The organism is Geminocystis sp. NIES-3709 (assembly GCF_001548115.1).
Lineage (GTDB): Bacteria > Cyanobacteriota > Cyanobacteriia > Cyanobacteriales > Cyanobacteriaceae > Geminocystis.
The window spans coordinates 1275145-1295055 of record NZ_AP014821.1 but is presented as its reverse complement, the minus strand read 5'-3'; the positions used below and the strand labels follow the sequence as shown (position 1 = coordinate 1295055).

Genomic DNA, 19911 nt, shown 5'->3' with positions numbered 1-19911 from the left:
GTAAACCCTGAGAGGAAAAAGTTTTATCGATCGCTTTCTGTCTGAAAAATCATATATTAGTCCCATAACACCAAAATTAAAATTAATGGTAGAAAAATCGTTATACTAAAAATCGATAAAGCAAATTGACCAAGTGCTGAATGATTCTAAGCTATTGTCTAAATCCTAATTGTTCTGAACCACAAAATCACCCTAGTCTTAAGCATTGTCAAAATTGTGGTTCTGGATTGATATTACATAGTCGTTACCGATCGATTAAAAAAATTGGTAAGGGCGGATTTGGTACAACTTTTCTAGGGATAGATTTATCATTACCGGGTAATCCCTTTTGTGTTATTAAGCAATTACGACCATCTTCTAATGATCCAGAAACTTTTCAAATGGCATTAGAATTGTTTGAGAGAGAAGCGAAAACTCTAGGAAAAATTGATCATCCCCAAATACCTCGATTATTAGATTATTTTGAAGATGGAAAGCATTTTTACTTAGTTCAAAGTTTGGTTAAAGGTAAAAATTTACAACAAGAAGTAAAACAAAATGGCATTTTTAACGAGTCTCAGGTGAAGGCTTTTTTAAAAGAAATATTGCCTGTTTTAAAATATATTCATGGCATAAAAATGATCCATCGAGATATAAAACCTGCTAATATTCTTCGACGAGAACAAGATGGTAAATTAGTTTTAATTGATTTTGGAGCGGTAAAAGATCAAGTTAATACTCAATTAGCTAATAAAAATTATGGTCAAACGGCTTTTACTCAATTTGCCGTTGGTACAATGGGTTTTGCACCACCAGAACAGTTAGCTATGCGTCCAGTATATTCTAGTGATATTTATGCCATTGGTGCAACTTGTTTATATTTAATGACAGCAAAATCACCGAAAGATATACCCTCGGATGAGTTAACGGGAGAATTGTTGTGGGAAAAACAAGTTCATCTGAGTGCGGGATTTATCAAAATTTTACGCAAAATGTTAGAAGTTGATGTTCGTAATCGTTATAAATCGATCGATGAAATTCTAACAGATTTAGAGATAGTACCTTATGAGGAGCAACTAGAACAAAATTTATTAACTCATAACAAGTCTATCCCTACTCAGGGAACAGAACCCGACACCGGAGACAATACTTATGTATCAGCAACATCTCGTTTGGCAATGGCAATTAGGGCAAGAAAATCTCGTCAAGGAAGAAGTAAATATGTAGCACAAGTAACGGCTCAAAGTATTTTAACTGCTTATGCACAAGGGAGAATAGATTTTAGTCAACAAGTTTTCAATCATTTTAATTTTTCGGATTCTAACATACCTCATATCAACTTCCGTAATAGTAAACTGATTCAAGCTAAATTTGAAGACTGTAATTTAGAAGGAGCTAATTTTTATAATGCTAATTTAACAGGTGCTATTTTTACTAAAGCAAATCTTAAAAATGTTCATTTTTTCAAAGCAAATTTACAGGGAGCAAATTTACAAGGAGCAGATTTAGAAAATACTAATTTAGAAAATGCTAATTTAGAAGATGCTAATTTATGTGGTGCTAATTTAATTAATGCTAATATTACAGAAGAACAACTGCAACAAGCTCAGACTAATTGGGCTACTATTTTCCCTGACGGAAAGCGTCATATCTGGTAATAAAAATTATTTGGTAATAAAAATAATGATGATGGGTGGATTTTAGCCTATAACTACTATATTTTGATTACTCAGTGCTAAATTCGTATTTAGTGTAGCAATTTGGACTGCTTCGATCGTATTATTGCCATCAATATCAAAGAATAAGCCTCCGTTACTCGGATTATAGATTAAACGATCGTCCGAATTGGTAGCAGATGACCCAATTATGAATTTATTTTCTGGCAATACACCCCATGATAAGTTTCCTTCAAAATTCTGACGGGAAATCAAAATAGTATCATCTATCACCGAAAAATTAGTAATACGATCTATTCCCTGATTAGGAGAATTCAAACGGAAAAAGTCATCACCCAATCCACCATTAAGAGTATCGTTACCCGCACCACCTGTAAGGGTGTCATTACCGCCACTACCTTGAAGAAGATTATTCCCAGTGTTGCCATTTATGCGATTATTAAGACTATTTCCTGTACCATTTAGATTTTCTATACCATTTAAACTAAGGTTTTCTACATGGTTACTTAAAGTATAGCTAACACTAGAAATTACTCGATCGATACCTTCATCTAATTTTTCTGTTACCACATCGGCGATATTATCTATAAAGTAATTATCATTACCTAATCCTCCAATCATACGATCGTTTCCCGTACCGCCATTGATATTGTCATTGCCATCTCCACCATTGAGAGTGTCATCTCCCCCAATCCCTTTAAGATAATTATTACCACCATTGCCAGTTATTCTATTATTAAGGATATTACCTTTACCTTTTATATGGTTAGTACCATTTAAACTCAGGTTTTCTACATGACTGGTTAAAGTATAATCAACACTAGAAATTACTCGATCGATACCCTCATTTAATTGTTCTATCACCATATCAGCAATACTATTCACACGGAAAAGATCATTATCTAATCCTCCAATCATACGATCGTTTCCTGCACCGCCATTAAGAGTGTCATCTCCCCCAAACCCATTCAGAGTGTCATTAGCTGTTGTGCCAATGAGTGAATCTGGTTTGTTAGTACCATTGATCGATTCTCCTATTTCTAAATCAATTAGATAAATTTCCTCATCATTGCCATCATTACCTCGCCAAACAATTTTATTCTCAAATATCTGCGGAAGTTGATCATCAGTATTATTGTTTGTTAATTGAAATATTTGATTTTGATAATATAAATAAATTTCCCAATCATTACCGTCATTGCCTTCCCAAATTACTTTATCATCAAATATTTGGGCAAAACGATCGTTAGTACTATTATCGGTTAATTGAATTATATTACTTCCATCATAAAAATATATTTCACTCTCATTATCACTTCCATTTTGCCAAACAACTTTATTCTCGAATATTTGTGCAGAATGATCCTCAGTACTATTATTAGTTAATTTAGTCGTGGTAGTACCATTATAAAAATATATTTCACTATCACCGCCGTCATTACCTTGCCAAACAATATTATTACCAGATATTTGAGGAAGGGTATCACTGGTATTATTGTTAGTTAATTTAGTTGTGGTAGTACCATTATAAAAATATATTTCATTATCAGTGCCGTCGTTACCTTGCCAAACAATGTTATCCCCAGATATTTGAGGAAGGGTATCACTGGTATTATTGTTAGTTAATTTAGTAGTGCTAGTACCATTATAAAAGTATATTTCCCAATCAATACCATCCATGCCATACCAAACAATATTGTTACCAGATATTTGTGGAAAATAATCGGTACTTGGATTATTTGTTAATTGAGTAGTGGTAGCACCATTATAAAAGTATATTTCCCAGTCGTTATTATCCCATCCATACCAAACAACATTGTTGCCAGATATTTGTGGGGAATAGTCTTGTCTAAAATTCTGGCTTAATGGAATTGTTGTACTACCATTATAAAAATAAATTTCATTATCGTAGCCGTCATAGCCATGCCAAACAATATTATTACCAGATATTTGGGGAAAATTATCCGATGTACTATTATTCGTTAGTTTATTAATGACAAATACATTTTGTTCCGTTGCCATCTCTATTATCTTGCCATAGTCATCTTCAGTTTGATCGAAAATATTTGATTCATTTAAACTAAAAACAAGTGGATTTGAGACAAAATGATTAGTTTTCATAATATTTTTTTAGAGAGATAATGATGGGTTTTTAATTTTCATTAGGAGAATAAAGCAATCTACAAGATTACATTAGTGCTTTTATATGATTTGTAAGAAAATAAAAAGTTAATTTTTTTTAAGGGGTATGAAAATTATTTATGAAAATTTAGGATTGCTATATTAATTTTTGATTCCTAATCTCTTTCAAGATTCTTCCGCTAAGTCCAAGTTTAATAATCCTTTTGGCGGATTAATTTCCAAGCGTTGTTGTTCAAGGTTAATCACAGGTACAATATCCTCAACAAAAGGAATTAAGACGGTGACGGGTTTTGATTTTTTAACTTTTAATTTTCTTTTTTTTGATACTCGACTAACTTTATCTAAGTCTGGAATAATATCAGGAGTAGGTTCGGGTTGATTGTGTAATGTTACTTCTAAAATATCATTCCCCGCACTAAAAACATCTGTTACAGTGCCGATATTTTCTCCTGTTTGTTGGTTAAATACTTGTAAATTAATTAAATCTACAATATGATATTCTCCTTTATCTAAAGAAGGTCGATCGTTTTTTTCGACAAACAATTTACAACCTCGCAAACTTTCTGCTTGATTTCGATCGTCTATACCAGCTAATTTAATGACAAACATATTCTTTCCCGGAATTTGTTTTCCCCGCACTAATTCTATCGATTGGGGAGATTGATGGGGTTGAATTTGTAACCATCGATGACCAGATTTTTCAAAACGTTCAGGAAAATCAGAATCTGTTTTAACTTTTAGTTCACCTTGCAATCCTTGAGGTGATACGATCGTACCGATTTCAATTAAATCTTGAATCTCCAAATTATTTTGCACTCCAAAAAAAGCCTTGTCAATATTAATATTTTAACTTGACCTGAATGTAATATAACCTGAGTGAATCATAAAATTGACTGATCAAGTTAGGAATTAGGAATAGGGATTAGCTTTTAGCTGTTAGCTTTTAGCCTTTTTTCCATTAAAGAATAAGTAATTAATTACTAATGTTAGGGAGAAATTTAACTTCACAATAGCTGATAACTAATTACTAATCGCTGACTGCTAATTAAACATAATTATTTCTCATGAATCATATAGGATTCCTATAGTTATGAACTAAAGAAAAGTCTAAAACCTACATCTTTAGATTTTTAATGTTTTTGTTTTCAATAACAGGCATAACTTCTCGGCAATAAAGACAATACCAATATATTCCCTTATGATTAAGATGAGGTAAAAGTTTTCGAGAACAACATAGACAATCCATAGTATAAAAACTCCAATAGAAATAAAAAAAGAGGACTTCCCACTGTTGACAGTTACTGAAAGTACCTCCTAGAATAAAAAGAGAATCATTAATAAGCTATAGACTTTTTTCCCAAAATAGTCCTTAGTGTAGTAGTTAAGCAGTAGAGAGGACAAAAGGAATTAAATATATTGCAGTATATATAACCCTTTTCCTCAATAGGCAGTTAGGCTTGGATAGAATCCAAGGCTTTTTCTACCCGACGAAAGTCAAATCCCAAAGCTCGTAAAGCGTGCCATAAATGTCCTTGTAAAAAGAAGAAAGCAAGGAAGAAATGAGCATTAGCTAACCAACAACGAGAAGTGTGTTCGCCGAAAGGTAATTCTATAGTATCTGCAAAATAAGGGGTGATTCCCAACTTCACCTCTAAAGCAGGTCCATAAAATTCCACAGGATAAGCTAAAGTATTTACTGCACAGAAGTAGGCGGCCACGAATCCTGCTAAAGCAATTCCCCCTAAAGAATAAGATAAGATTGCTTCTCCAGAAAACATAAGTACTCTTTTTGACCATTTTAAAGGTGGTACTAGAATATGCCAAACACCCCCAGCAATTAGCATGATGCCGACATATATATGCCCCCCCACTAAGTCTTCTAAACTGCTAATACTAGCAAAGTGAGTTTGATAGCCATAAATAGTTGCTAAATCAAGAGTTGGATGTTCGATGATACGCACCGATTGAGTAGTGGCATCGTATAAACCACCCCAATACATTGCTTTTCCTGCTAATAATAAAGCACCAGCACCTAAAAAGAGCAAATGATGACCAAGTATTAAACCTAGTTTAGCAGGATCATCCCATGCAAAGTGAAACATTTTCGCTTGTCCTTGAGCCTTGCTTAAATCTTCTGGGGCTTTAAGGCTGTGATATAAAGCACCAGCACCTAAAAAAGCAGAAGAAATCAGATGAATAGCACCCATGACGAAGTATGGATAGGTGTCCACAATTTTACCTCCCTCACCCACACCCCAACCGAGAGTGGCTAAGTGAGGCAAAAGGATTAATCCTTGCTCTCCCATCGGTAAGGAAGCATCAAAACGGGAAATTTCAAATAAGGTGAAAGCTCCTGCCCAAAACGCTGTAAGGGCGGCTTGTCCGACATGGGCGGCGATAAAGAAACCACTTTGATTGGCAAATCTGGCATTTCCTGCCCACCAATCGTATTTTACTTCAGGGTTATCGTAAGTTTGCATATTATCTTCCTTTGTTCTGTTCACAGCTTATTACTATTAACTATTAATAAGCATATAAATAATTTATCTTAATTGCTATTAATTTGCAATAATCTTTAAGTAAAGTTTTGTAAAGAGAATATTAACTTTATAAACCAAACTCATTTTTAATCTGTGCAACCCAAGATTTGATACGAATTTCTGTCAATTCAGATTGATTATCTTCATCAATGGCTAAACCGACAAATTTTCCGTTATGCACTGCTTTTGATTCGTTGAAATCATAACCATCTGCACTACAATAACCAACGGTTTTACCTCCAAGGGAAGATATTTTTTCTTCTAAAATACCCATAGCATCTTGAAAGTTATCAGCATAGTTAATTTGATCTCCTGCTCCAAAATAAGCGATTTTCTTGCCTGTAAAGTCAATTTGCTCTAAATCTTGGTATAATCCTTCCCAATCACTCTGTAACTCTCCAATGTTCCATGTAGGGCAACCAATGATTAAGTATTCATATTCGTTGAAATCTTCTAACTCAACGTCTGCAACGTCTTGTAAGTCAACGATGCTTTTTCCTCCTAGCTCTTTTTGAATGGTTTCTCCGATCGATTCTGTATTACCTGTTTGAGTTCCGAAAAATAAGCCAATCTTTGCCATATTGTTTGTTAATTTGATGATGTGGTATTAGTTGAGGCAATTATCCTCTTAAATTTATTAATAATTTATATCAATAAACCTATAGATAAATTAACTTACTTGATTATATTTTGCAATTATTTTACCTAATACCTACTCCTCATCAAAAGACTTTTTAAGCAACTTCTATATGGAATTGCTATATCGTGTATTTTTTTGATTTATAGAATCTTAATAATATCTTTGTGAATCATTCTAGGAAGATCGAGTTAACCTGAAGGTAAGAATTTATTATCGATCGAATAGGTATTGTTTTATGACGAAAAGAACCTTTGGGGTAATCGGATTAGCCGTTATGGGGGAAAATCTTGCCCTCAACGTAGAAAGCAGAGGGTTTCCTATAGCTGTGTATAACCGTAGCTCGAATAAAACAGAAGAATTTATGGCGACGAGGGCGCAGGATAAAGACGTTAAAGCGGCTTACTCTTTAGAAGAATTTGTGCAAACTTTAGAACGTCCTCGTAAGATATTAGTAATGGTAAAAGCAGGTGCGCCGGTAGATGCAGTGATTCAACAACTTAAGCCACTACTAGATGAAGGAGATATGATTATCGATGGTGGTAACTCCCTCTATGAAGACACGGAAAGACGTACTAATGAGCTTGAAGCCACTGGTTTAGGGTTTATGGGTATGGGAGTAAGTGGTGGTGAAGAAGGTGCTTTAAATGGTCCTTCCTTGATGCCCGGAGGTACGAAAGCAGCCTATGATGAGCTTGAACCGATTTTAACTAAAATTGCCGCCCAAGTAGATGATGGTGCTTGTGTAACCTATATTGGCCCCCGTGGTGCTGGTCACTATGTTAAGATGGTACATAATGGCATTGAGTACGGGGATATGCAGTTAATTGCTGAAGCCTATGATTTATTGAAAAATGGATTGGGGTTAGATAACGATAAGCTAGGGGAAGTATTTACCGAGTGGAATACCACCGATGAGCTAAATTCTTTCTTAATCGAGATTACTGCTAATATTTTCCCGAAAAAAGATCCTGAAACGGGGAAACATTTAATTGATTTAATTGTCGATGCCGCAGGGCAAAAAGGCACAGGTAGTTGGACTGTAATTAATTCCTTGCAAATGGGTGTACCTATTCCTACAATTTATGCGGCGGTATATGCTCGATCGATTTCTAGTTACAAAGAAGAACGGGTGTTCGCATCGAAGGAATTAACAGGAATTACAGAAAAATTTGACGGTGATGTAGAAAGTTTTATTTCTAAAATTAGGGATGCTTTATATTGCTCGAAAATGTGTTCTTATGCTCAAGGTATGGCATTAATTGCTAAGGCTTCTGCTGAGTATGACTATAATGTCAATTTGCCTGAAGTTGCCCGAATTTGGAAGGGTGGTTGTATCATCAAGGCCGGTTTCTTAGGCAAAATCAACAAGGCTTTTACCGATAATCCTAGTTTACCTAATTTACTCCTCGCCCCTGAGTTTAAACAAAGTATTCTCGATCGACAACAAGCATGGCGTGATGTGCTAGTATTAGCCACTAAAATGGGTATTCCTGTTCCAGCTTTTAGTGCATCTCTTAATTACTTTGATAGCTACAGAAGCGATCGACTGCCCCAGAATTTAACTCAAGCACAAAGAGACTATTTTGGAGCGCACACCTACGAGCGCACAGATAAACCCAGAGGAGAATTCTTCCACACAGAATGGATTAGTTAGGATGTTTTACGGATGAAGATAAGAGGAAAAGAAGACGAGGAAAATTTTATAATTCCTCATTCGTCATTCCTAATTGTCGTCGTAGTCTTCGTCAAACAACAATTCTTCAAGGATAAAACTTAATTCTTCTTCCTCAGCTTGGAAAACCTCGATTTTACCAAAACTCTTTCTTTCTCCTACAAATAAAATAGGGGTAAGGGGAGTACAAATATTGTATTTTTGCTCGAAGCTATAGAAACTAGCCAAAAATTGTAATTCTTCTGGTTCAATTTCCGAAGCGTGTTCTTCTATTTCTAAACTGATAATATTATTTTCTTCTAGGGGGGGTAATTCTCCACTGGCAGTTAAAATAAAACCTGTCCTTTTGAGATAAAGGTTTAACTCTCCTAATACGGCTTTTGCATCATCGAAAATAGCTTCAACTTCGTCACTATCATCCACCATGACGGTTTCGCCGTATTCTTCGTCATCATCGCTGATTTCTTCTGTTAGAATAACAATAGCCAAGTCTATGGGCATTAATAAAACATAGGCCTTACCATCATACTCGATTTCGTTTTCTACATAACAAGAGAGCGATCGCCCTTCTTCATCATAAATAGTGACAATCTCGGTATCATCATATTGCCCACTTTCTGAAGAAAATTGGGAAGAAGACATAATTAATTTTAGCTAGAAACTAGATTCAAATTTGTTTGTAAAAATCACAATATCATGGTTTGAGACTATAATAAAGAATTACGAATAATAAATTAAAAATGACAACTCTTAAATCTCGAAAAATCGTCAAAAATTGAGATTATGAGCTATGACGCTGATTCTGTTTCCAAAAACACTCCTAAATTACGGAATTTTTCATATCTCAGTTCTTTTCTTTGTTGGGGAGTGAGGTTAGATAGGTATTCCAAGTTGTCTAAAATTGCTTTTTTGAGAATGGCCGCAGTGGCTAAAGGATCGGAATGAGCGCATCTGGGAGGTTCAGGTAAGATTTGATCAATGATTCCTAACTCTTTTAAGTCTTTAGCTGTAATTTTAAGAGCGATCGCAGCTTGATCAGATTTTTTAGCATCTTTCCACAAAATAGCGGCACAGGCTTCCGGACTCGCTACGGTGTAAACGGAGTGTTCAAACATCATCAATCTTTCTGCTACTCCAATACCTAATGCACCGCCGGATCCTCCTTCTCCAATTACTGTAGTAATAATAGGAACGTCTAAACTAAACATTTCTCTGAGATTATAAGCGATCGCTTCCCCTTGACCTAATTTTTCTGCTTCAACCCCTGCATAAGCTCCCGGAGTGTCAATAAAGGTAATAATAGGCATAGAAAAACGGTTGGCGTGTTCCATTAAACGCATGGCTTTACGATAACCTCCGGGAGATGCCATGCCAAAATTACGAGCGACGTTATCTTTGGTATCTCGTCCTTTTTGATGTCCAATAATTACCACTGCACGACCATCTAATCTGGCAATACCCCCAATAAGTGCAGGATCATCATAACCTCTACGATCGCCATGCAATTCAAACCATTCATCCGTCATTGCTTGAACATAATCAAGAGTAGAAGGGCGACGAGGATGACGAGCAATTTGTAATTTTTGGGAGGGAGTAAGAGTACTAAAAATTTCTTGCCGTAACTGTTCTGCTCTATCTTCTAATTCTTTAAGTCTTTCTGATACGTCAACTTGATTTTGTTCGGCTAATTCTCGAATTTGATCAATTTTTGCCTGTAGTTCTACTAACGGTTTTTCAAATTCTAATAAAAAGGTTCGTTTTGGTTCTGTTTTTGCCATAATTTTTGCGAAAAAAAGGAACTAATAATGTTTTAAAATTTTTATAAATAGGTAACTTTATGATATTTTTGAGATCTTGATAAATTAAATTAAACCGAGACATAACAATACACCGCTTAAAAAGTGTAGATTCACTGCGATAAATTTACTATTTTTAACTTTATCTGGTTGATTGTGGTATTTATTTACATGGTTAGTTAATTGGTAAGCGATCGGGAGACTTAGCATTACTATTAAAGCACTATAGGGCAGTATTTTGATTACGGTTAACACAACACAGAAGCCATAAAATAGGATTACAGAAATTGTTAATACTTTTGAGCCTAAATCTGTACCTAGTCTAACAATGGGGGATTTTTTACCAGCAGCGATGTCGTCTTTCACTTGATGAAAATGGGAACAGAAAAGAATAATTGAAGTGGATATTCCGATAATACTTGATGCCCACACAGAAGACACAGAGAAATTTTGAGTTTGACTATAATAAGCAGATGCGATCGCCATAGGCCCAAAAGTGAAAAAACAGATTATTTCTCCTAATCCTAAATAACCGAACCGAAAAGGTGGCCCTTGATAACTATAACCCAAGGCACAGGAAGCGATAATTAACCATAAGACAGTCCAATCTTTTAACCAATAATTAATAAAGAAAATGCCTCCTAATCCTAACAATAAAAACACCACACTAATCCAGAAAACAAGGCTTTTATTTCCCGTCAGATTCACTACTGAATGGGCTTTATTTACGTCAATTCCTGTGTCTGCATCAAAAACATCATTACTCAAATTTAGCCATGCAATAATCGAAATTGCGGACAATAAAAAAGTGATAAAAATTTTTAAATCAAAAATACCCGTTTCTTTGTAAGCCAAGGCAGTCCCAAAACTAATGGGAATAATAGCTACAGTGTACATAGGCGGTTTTATTGCAGCAAACCATAGTTGACGTTTAGTGGGAAATTCACTGATAGTTAAAGGTTGTGTATCATCGGTTATAGTCATGATTTCTAATTTCAATATGAGAGGAAATAGCTTACTCGATCGATAATTAAACTTAAGAAGAATCTAATTTTACTGGTGAAAGTAGGCAAAAAGCAACCCATGTTAGAAAGTCAAAGATTAAGGAGTAAAAGTTTTAGTTAAAATTAATTTATGATTTTCAGTCATTAAAAACTGCAAACTTCTATATCCTTATAAAATATCAATTTTAATATTGAAACTGCTATGATTTATATTTGTTAAATCTTGTTAAAAATATTTCTAAAGACTTTAAATTATGCTTACAAATATCATTGATTATTGGCAAAATTTATTTAATCCTCAGTTTAGGCTATCAGCAATAAAAGTGGCTTTTTGTGTCGGGACAATTCTTTTTCTTATTAATCATGGAAACGCTTTGATAACAGAAAATATGACTCGACAAAGATGGATTTCAGCTATCTTAACTTACTTTATACCCTATGGAGTTAACATTCATGGACAATGGACAAGTCAATTGAAACGTCAAGAAAATTTATGAGAATTTGATACAACAATTATTTGTTTTTTTGACAATAATCTAATAATCCTTGACAAGAGTCTAATAACAAATCAATTACATAGTCAAAACCTGATTCTCCTCCATAATAAGGATCGGGTACTTCTTTGTCTTTAAATTTTGTGGTAAAATCACACATTAATTTTATTTTATCTTTATATTTTCCACTTCGATCGAGAGCTAAAATATCAACATAATTAGACTTATCCATTGCTAAAATTAAATCATAATATTCCAGATCAAATTCTTCTATTTGTCTTGCTTTTCCCTTTAATATTATCCCTCTTTTTTTAGCAGAAATACTCATTCTCTTATCAGGGGAAGCCCCTAGATGGTATCTTGATGTACCGGCAGAATCACACTCAAATTCATTGCTTAAACCTTCTTTTTCGATTAAATAATTCATAATATTTTCTGCTGAAGGCGATCGACAAATATTACCAAGACAAACAAAAAGTAATTTAGTTTTTTCCATAACAAAATCAAGCAAAATAGCTAAAATTATTCATTCCTAATTCCTAAAATTGACTACATTCCGGGTAAACCTAAATTACCGGTGAGAGATTCCATTTTTTCTCTCATTATCTCAGTAGATTTTTGATGTGCATCTTTGACAACAGCAGTGACAAATTCTGATAATTCTTCCGCACTTTTACCCACTAAGGCTTCGGGTTTAATATCTATACTAAGAGGTTTTTGATCTCCACTAACTTTTACAATAACGAAACCATCAGCACTTTGAGCTTCAATTTCCATGGCTTCCAACTCTGCTTGAAGATTTTTAGCATCTTCTTGTATCTGCTGAGCTTTTTGAAAGGCGGCGGCTAATTCTTTCATTTTACCTAAGCCGAATCCAAATCCTTGTCCTTTTCCTTGATTATTCATATTTTTTTAGTTGATATTTTTAATATATAGGTTAATAATGCTTGACAAACAAAGTATGATATTATCTCTCGCAAAGGCGCAAAGACACTAAGAATTATCAGGTTTTGACTCATGATTTTTCTATATTTCTGTTTTATACTTTTAGTCAGCAATCCCTTATCTTAACTTATGGGTTGCACGGCAGAAACAGAAAAACCTTTTTTATTTAATTCCTCTGTTAAAGCAAAGCTATTTTGTACTCTATCAACAAATAATACCCCATTTAGATGATCCATTTCGTGTTGAATGACACGGGATAATAAACCCATTGCCTTTATTTTCTTCTGTTTGCCATATTCATCTTTATACACTACTTCGATCGATCGGGGACGAGTTACTTCTAAAAACACTTGGGGAATACTTAAACATCCTTCTTCCATAACGCATAAATCTTTACTAAATCTTTTGATTTCAGGATTGATAAGAATCAGAGGCGGATTATTTGGGTTATCTGGTTGACAGTCAATGACAATAATTTGTTTATTAACACCAATTTGAGGGGCGGCTAATCCAATGCCATTTTCACTATACATCGTTTGCAACATCTCTTTTGCTAACTCCCGAATACTATCATCAACTTTAGCTACTCTTTTTGTCGGTTGACGTAAAACTTTATCCCCCAAATAGTGCATTTCGAGAGGAGGATTTTCTAATTTTTCTTTTTCTACAACTAAATTTGTGTTCATATTCAAAGGTAAATTCACAATAATATTTTTCAATATTTATTCATATTAAAATCTTAACCTGATTTTTGTCTCATTTACTCACGATTAGCAACAGAATGAAAAATGAAGAATTACGACTATTGACTTCATAGCGGTTTATTCAAAATAGACGTTAAAATTCTCTTATTGTCCATTGTTAATTATTAATTTTCTTCATGGAAAACTTACCTAAAATTCCCAGTTTTAAGGCTATTATCAAACAGATAGAATCTTTTCCATCACCAAAAACGGAAGAATCTATTTTATTGCGAATCTTAGTGCAAATAATGGTAATAGTGGGAATTATTGCTACCGATGTAGCGGCTAAAAGTTCATTTCCGATGAGTGTTTGGGCAATTCCTTTAAGTATTGTGGGGAGTGTTGTTAGTTGGCGAAGAAGAAAACAACGTAATATTAGTCTTAAATTTGGTTTAGCGATCGCTATGATCGTAACATTAGTATTATTTTTAGGCAATCTTTTAGAGAGTATATTTGATAATCGTCTAGTATTGGCAGAGTTTTTAGTACAATTACAGGTTTTACATAGTTTCGATTTACCGAGAAGAAAAGATTTAGGTTACTCCATGATTATTGGTTTAATTTTAATCGGGGTAGCCGCTACTTTATCTCAAACTTTAGCTTTCGCACCTTGGTTATTACTATTTTTACTCATAGCTATTCCCACTATGGTATTAGATTATCGATCGAGAATGGGATTGAAAATATGGGAAGTAGAATATAAGCAAATTCAACGGGAAAAAAATGTTAATAAAAAACAACTATGGTGGCAAAATTCCGTTTTATCCCCAAAAAAGTTAACTAGCTTTGCTTTAATTATCATCGTTTTAGGATTGTCTTTATTTGCCATTATGCCTCGCTATGCAGGATATAAATTACAGAGTTTTCCCGTAAAAGCACCTGATGGCTTACAAAAAAACTTTACTCCGGGAGAAAAAGATAGAGGAATTGTTAACCCCGGTTATAATCCTGATGGTAGTCGTCAAGGAGAAAATGGAGATTCAGTAGGAGATGGCGGTAGTGGCGATAATCCTGATACTTCTTACTATGGTTTTAACACTACTATTAATCAAAATATAAAAGGCAATATATCAAAGAAAAAGATTGTTTTAAGAATACGCTCTCAAGCACCCGGTTATTGGAGAGTTTTAGCCTTTGATCATTATACAGGACAAGGATGGAATATTTCCAGAGAAGACCAGACTATTGATATTAACCGCAATCCTTGGAATTATCAGTTTAATCTGAGTATGCCTTATCTGCAAAGTGATACTCGTAAAATTATTCAAACTTATACCGTAGTTTCTGATTTACCTAATATTATTCCTGTTCTTAATTATCCTCAATACTTATACTTTCCTACTGAACAAGTTGCTTTAGATAGTGAAGGTAGTTTACGATCGCCTACAGGATTAATTGAAGGTTTAACCTATACTACCATATCACGAGTTCCCTATCGGAGTCAAACCGCATTAAAACAAGCAGGAAATAATTACCCCTCATCTATTACTAAATATCAATTAGGAATACCTGAAGAAATCAGAGAAAAAGTAAGACTTAAAACGGAAGAATTATTAGCTAAATCTCCGAATAAATTAGAGTCAAACTATGAAAAATCTCTATATCTTGCCCAAGCTATCAAACAAAATTATCAAATTCAACCAGAATTTCCCCTCTTAGAAGACGGAGAAGATTTAACTCTAGCATTTTTGAAAAATGGTGGTGGTTATCCTGATCATTTCGCTACAGTTTACACTATGATGCTACGATCGATCGATATTCCATCTCGCTTAGTTGTAGGTTTTGCTAGTGGACAATTTAACCCTTTCACCGGTTACTATATCGTACATAATACAGATGCCCACGCTTTAACAGAAGTCTATTTCCCTAACTATGGATGGCATTATTTTGATCCTCTTCCCGGTCATGAAATCATACCACCATCCTTTGAAGATGACAATACCTTCGGGGTTTTAGGACAACTTTGGAAATGGGTAGCTAGTTGGTTGCCTTCTCCTATCACCAGTTTTCTGACAATTTTATTTAGTAAAATTTTTAATACTATTACTAATCTTATTAGTGCCGATTGGCTTGTAAAATTATGGCAATTTTTAACAGGAAGTTTTGTCGGTATTTTAATTAGTTTTTTAGGCTTAATTATCTTTACTTTTATTAGTTGGTTAGCATGGAATTTTTCTCAAAAATTTTTATATCGTCTGAGATTAGCTAAACTTCATCCTCTGGAAAAACTCGATCGCGAAATGTTAGACTTGTTAGCAGAAAAAGGTTATAGAAAAAATGTCGCTCAAACACCTTTAGAGTACGCTAATAGCTTAAGAGAATTTTTAACCATTGAACAAATAGAAATTGTTGATTTAATTACTAATAGTTATGTACAATGGCGTTATGGAAATATTACTCCTAATACTGATTATTTACAATCACAATTTAACTTATTAAAGCGTAGTTTTTACGCTAAAAATAAAGTTATGCTCCCATAGACAAAAATAAGTTTATTACCAAGTTTTTGTATTTCTAAATTCGCTAAAAATCAAAAAAATTTATCCTATTCAACCAAGGGTGAACTATAAAATTATAGACTTGTTTTAGTTGCCATGTTGCTTTACTTAAAGGGATTTCAAAAGATGTGATTCTTTTATGTGTTAATTTGGTCTAAAGTACAGTTATACTTTTTCATATTTTATTGTTAAACTGAAAATAGGAACAATAAAGGGGAAGTAGCTCAATGGTAGAGCAGCGTCTTACTTTCCGCAGAATGCAAAGAAAGTTCCTTGATTTTGGTTATTAACCGGTTATTACTTTCCGCAGAATGCAAAGCAAGTTCCTAATTTTGGCTCATAACCCGCCGGTTGCAGGTTCGACTCCTGCCTTCCCCAACAAAAGGGGGCAAAAGAGATTCCTTATCGTGGCGAAAGCCATTAGTTTTGGGTACTAACACTATCTCTCGCCCTCTTTATAATTCAAGGATCTTGAAAGATGAATAAAGCAACGTTAAGATTATTTAATGTGATCGTGCAGCCCCACTTCGTGATCGAAGTTAAAGATAAGAAAAAGAAAAACTTACCTGAGTCAGTATTGGTAAGAACAATTCAAAATGGTTATATTCTTGAAGATACGATCGCTCCTGATGAAAACCTACTCAATCTTATTGAAAGTGTTGTCGGTATTTCAGGAATTAAAGCCAATTCCGCCTTCCATAAATCATGGAAAATAATTCAAGATTCTTCGATGGAATCATTAGTTACGCAACAAATCATTCACTACATTACAACCTATGGCTTTGAAAGACTAGGCATTTATCGAGAAGACGCAGTTTATATCCCCAAAGAAATATTAGAGTTACCTGCTATTACCGATGATATTCCGTTGGTGGTGATTAAAGCCATGACGGCTGAGGAAATCCTTGAGCAGATTATCAATTTAGCCGATGGTATTGCCTTAGCACAAGAAACCCTCGATGATATAATGGACATCATCAAAAGCCATAACTTCAATCCTAGTTTTGTCGAAAAAATCGGCAACCGAGAATTAAAAGCCTTACTATATGACTTTTATGGCATTGTACCATCAGAACCCGTAGAATTTTTACGTCATTTGATCAGTAAATTAACTGATGAATCTTTGCTAATAAAGAATAAATATCTCATCGATAAAATTAAACAATCTAACGGCAAATTTTTAGATACTTTGCTAAAAAAAGCCCCCGATGATTTAGCTTCAATTTTCTTTCGCTTTAAACCATTATTCTTAGCGATGAAGTCGATTTCTAGTAATAAAAGATATTTTAATCAACTAAGAAAAAAAGCGAATAAATTACATAAACCTCTCCCCGTTGACTATCTAAATAATGTCACCAGTCAAATAAAATATGAAAAATTAGACTTAGAAACTTTAGCTCAAAAAATCAAAAAAGCAACCATTTTCCGCAAAATTCGTCTCGCTTACGCCTTAAAATACCGCTTGGATATTTCCGATTCGATCGTTTATCGAGTTAGAAATGGCAAAGGTTGGGCAACAGAATTTGACTTTGAATGGTGGGATATGGTTAAAGATAAAACCCAACAAGCCTTAGATATTGTCGTCAATTCCATTGTGGAAGATATGAAAAAAAATGTCGAGGGTAAAACTATTTATATTCCCCATAACGTTCATTATGCTTTACCTGCCACAGAAAAACAATTTACAGGATATTTTCCCACAGGTACTTATGTTACCACCACTGAAGATATGATTGTCGGTATTCATTGGACAAATACCAAGAAAAATAGAGTAGATTTAGACTTATCTGTGATAGGAGAATCAGGAAAAATTGGTTGGGATGCAAATTATTATGCAGAAGAAAAAGAGGTTTTATTTTCAGGGGATGTTACCGATGCACCCCCTCCGAATGGTGCGGTTGAGCTTTTTTATTTTAAACAAGCTGATCAAGAAGCAAGAATTTTAATGGCAAACTATTATAATTTCATGGAAGGAGAAAAAGTTGAAGCTAAAATTTTAGTAGCACAAGAAAAACCAGATAATTTTAATAAAAACTATATGGTAGATGTTAATAAAATTATTGGGTCTGCTAATATAACTATTACTAAAAAGCAAAATATTTTAGGTTTAATTGTCAATATTAATGAAGAAAATCGGGTTTATTTTGCTAATATAAGTATCGGCAACTCTATTACTTCTAGTTACAATAAACAGTCTCAAAAAGCTAGACAATATCTAGTCAGTAAATTGGTTAATTCTATTGATTTTAGTGAAATTTTAACTATGGCAGGAGCAAAAATTATAGATAAAATACCAGATAATAAAGAAGAAGAATATATTAATCTTTCTCCATCGGCATTAGATAAAACAACAATTATTAATTTAATTAGGGGTGCTGAATAAATCAGAAGAGTATAAAAAATTGAGGGTTTAGAAATACTACATTAAGAAAAAAATGAGTAAATTTGAAAATTTTTATTCACAAACTTGACACTTTTATAATATTTATTTTAATTGATAACGAAGTTAAATAATACCAAACTACTAATAAAATCTCCGTTATTTAATAATTTTACTAACTCCTTTCCGCTAACTCCTCTCTCCTAACCTCACTAGTTAAATTAGATGTCTCTTAACTTATTCAATCTGATTATAAACGGCTTTGAGGCTCAAAGAATAATGCTCTAACAACTCCTTTGCGTAAATCATCATTTTCCATTGGGGCATTTTCCCAGAGGGTTTCGTAATAAAAAAAAGCAACCCCTAGACGATGTCGTCTTGCTTGGCGCACTTTATCTTCAATAAGAGTAATGGGAGTCGGATTATTTCTCAATCCTGTTAATATTGCTACTCCTGTGGGAATTTTTTTTCTGGCGGATTGTATTTGAGGATTTTTTAATTCCTTGACAAAAGTTTTCAAATCAGGACGATATACTTGAATAATTAGTTCATCAACTATTCCTAAATTTACCCATCTATTCCAATCCTGTAAAAATAAATTATAGGCAGTAGAGTATGGATTCGGTGCCACAGAAAAGATTGCGTTTGGTTTTTTGGCTTTTACTGCTTTATTTAATCTCACCATGAAATCAGTTATTTTATCTGCACGCCATTTTATCCAAGTCTTGTCTTGAGAATTTGTTGGGGGATTTTTTTTCGTTTCTTGTTTATATAATGCTATGGTATAAGGATCATAACCGAAATCTCTAGGTAGCACGGTGTGATCATCAAACTGGACTCCATCAACTGGGTATTTTGTGATTACTTCTAATACTAAATCCATAATAAATTGTTGTACCTGTGGATGAAAAGGATTCAACCAAACTACTTGCCCTGCGGCACTATCCCCTATCTTGCTACCATCTCGACGATTAGTTATCCATCGAGGGTTTTTGGTTGCCAATTCTGAGGAGGGAGTTGTCATAAAACCAAATTCAAACCAAGGTATTACTAATAGTCCTTGTCGATGACCTTCTCTTACAATATCACCAATTACATCATTATTGTGTAAATTCGATCGAACTAAAGGGGGAATACCAACACTTTCTGCCACTTGACTGGGATAAGAAGCGTAACCAGAATTCCATACCACTGGATAAATAGTGTTAAAGTTGAGATCTGCTAATTCTCGAAGACTGTTTTCTAATACTGATCGATCAATTAATATATCAGTATCATTTTTTGTTAACCAAACTCCTCTAATTTCAGGAAAGACAGCTTGACTAATAACTTGTTGAGGATTAAGAAAAACCACTAAAAAAACTGAAACCAAAAATAAAATGATCGTTTTCTGAATTTTTGC

16 protein-coding genes are annotated in these 19911 nt (G+C 33.9%); 5 read left to right on the top strand and 11 right to left on the bottom strand.

Translation table 11 applies throughout. The features are described from left to right. The first annotated feature begins 140 nt into the window (after positions 1–140). Positions 141–1637 (top strand): serine/threonine-protein kinase, encoded by a 1497-nt coding sequence (locus tag GM3709_RS05480; RefSeq protein ID WP_066117009.1) that lies wholly within the window; start codon positions 141–143, stop codon positions 1635–1637. 42 nt (positions 1638–1679) lie between these two features. Here GM3709_RS05480 and GM3709_RS21765 read toward each other — a convergent pair whose 3' ends face one another. From GM3709_RS21765 to fldA, 4 genes are all read right to left on the bottom strand, one after another. After that, the gene (locus GM3709_RS21765; RefSeq protein WP_082712938.1) at positions 1680–3776 is read right to left on the bottom strand and encodes a hypothetical protein; all 2097 of its coding nucleotides are present in this window, start codon (positions 3774–3776) and stop codon (positions 1680–1682) included. A 186-nt stretch (positions 3777–3962) separates the two neighbouring features. Beyond that, complete coding sequence (gene rimM / locus GM3709_RS05470; RefSeq protein WP_066121762.1) at positions 3963–4601, bottom strand: ribosome maturation factor RimM; 639 nt, start codon at positions 4599–4601, stop codon at positions 3963–3965. 647 nt (positions 4602–5248) lie between these two features. Continuing rightward, positions 5249–6277 carry a chlorophyll a/b binding light-harvesting protein gene (locus tag GM3709_RS05465; protein ID WP_066117006.1) on the bottom strand — a complete coding sequence of 343 codons (1029 nt, stop codon included), beginning with the start codon at positions 6275–6277 and terminating at the stop codon, positions 5249–5251. A gap of 127 nt (positions 6278–6404) precedes the next feature. Beyond that, positions 6405–6917, bottom strand: coding sequence for a flavodoxin FldA (fldA, locus tag GM3709_RS05460; protein ID WP_066117004.1), 513 nt, complete (start codon positions 6915–6917; stop codon positions 6405–6407). A 295-nt stretch (positions 6918–7212) separates the two neighbouring features. Between fldA and gnd the strand changes: the two genes are divergently transcribed. After that, positions 7213–8631 (top strand): decarboxylating NADP(+)-dependent phosphogluconate dehydrogenase, encoded by a 1419-nt coding sequence (gene gnd, locus GM3709_RS05455; protein ID WP_066117002.1) that lies wholly within the window; start codon positions 7213–7215, stop codon positions 8629–8631. 69 nt (positions 8632–8700) lie between these two features. Here gnd and GM3709_RS05450 read toward each other — a convergent pair whose 3' ends face one another. From GM3709_RS05450 to menA, 3 genes are all read right to left on the bottom strand, one after another. Beyond that, positions 8701–9291: a DUF3727 domain-containing protein gene (locus tag GM3709_RS05450; protein WP_066117000.1), complete on the bottom strand. Its 591-nt coding sequence runs from the start codon at positions 9289–9291 to the stop codon at positions 8701–8703. Between the two features lie 146 nt (positions 9292–9437). Next, positions 9438–10427: an acetyl-CoA carboxylase carboxyl transferase subunit alpha gene (accA, locus tag GM3709_RS05445; protein ID WP_066116998.1), complete on the bottom strand. Its 990-nt coding sequence runs from the start codon at positions 10425–10427 to the stop codon at positions 9438–9440. A gap of 84 nt (positions 10428–10511) precedes the next feature. After that, positions 10512–11429: a 2-carboxy-1,4-naphthoquinone phytyltransferase gene (menA, locus tag GM3709_RS05440; RefSeq protein ID WP_066116996.1), complete on the bottom strand. Its 918-nt coding sequence runs from the start codon at positions 11427–11429 to the stop codon at positions 10512–10514. Positions 11430–11703: 274 nt separating this feature from the next. Between menA and nrtS the strand changes: the two genes are divergently transcribed. After that, entirely contained in the window at positions 11704–11946 is a 243-nt protein-coding gene (gene nrtS / locus GM3709_RS05435; RefSeq protein WP_066116994.1) for a nitrate/nitrite transporter NrtS, read from the top strand. A gap of 16 nt (positions 11947–11962) precedes the next feature. Here nrtS and GM3709_RS05430 read toward each other — a convergent pair whose 3' ends face one another. From GM3709_RS05430 to def, 3 genes are all read right to left on the bottom strand, one after another. Continuing rightward, a complete protein-coding gene (locus GM3709_RS05430; RefSeq protein ID WP_066116992.1) occupies positions 11963–12439 on the bottom strand; it encodes a low molecular weight protein-tyrosine-phosphatase in 477 nt (158 codons plus the stop codon). Between the two features lie 53 nt (positions 12440–12492). Further along, positions 12493–12849: a YbaB/EbfC family nucleoid-associated protein gene (locus GM3709_RS05425; protein WP_066116990.1), complete on the bottom strand. Its 357-nt coding sequence runs from the start codon at positions 12847–12849 to the stop codon at positions 12493–12495. Positions 12850–13010: 161 nt separating this feature from the next. Then, the gene (gene def, locus GM3709_RS05420; protein WP_066116988.1) at positions 13011–13574 is read right to left on the bottom strand and encodes a peptide deformylase; all 564 of its coding nucleotides are present in this window, start codon (positions 13572–13574) and stop codon (positions 13011–13013) included. A gap of 194 nt (positions 13575–13768) precedes the next feature. Here def and GM3709_RS05415 point away from each other — a divergent pair, with 194 nt between their 5' ends. Beyond that, entirely contained in the window at positions 13769–16111 is a 2343-nt protein-coding gene (locus GM3709_RS05415) for a DUF3488 and DUF4129 domain-containing transglutaminase family protein (protein ID WP_066116986.1), read from the top strand. A gap of 496 nt (positions 16112–16607) precedes the next feature. Next, complete coding sequence (locus tag GM3709_RS05410; protein ID WP_066116984.1) at positions 16608–18512, top strand: hypothetical protein; 1905 nt, start codon at positions 16608–16610, stop codon at positions 18510–18512. A 247-nt stretch (positions 18513–18759) separates the two neighbouring features. On the opposite strand, the gene GM3709_RS05405 is transcribed toward GM3709_RS05410, so the two are convergent. Further along, complete coding sequence (locus GM3709_RS05405) at positions 18760–19881, bottom strand: glycoside hydrolase family 10 protein (RefSeq protein WP_231937618.1); 1122 nt, start codon at positions 19879–19881, stop codon at positions 18760–18762. Positions 19882–19911: the final 30 nt, after the last annotated feature.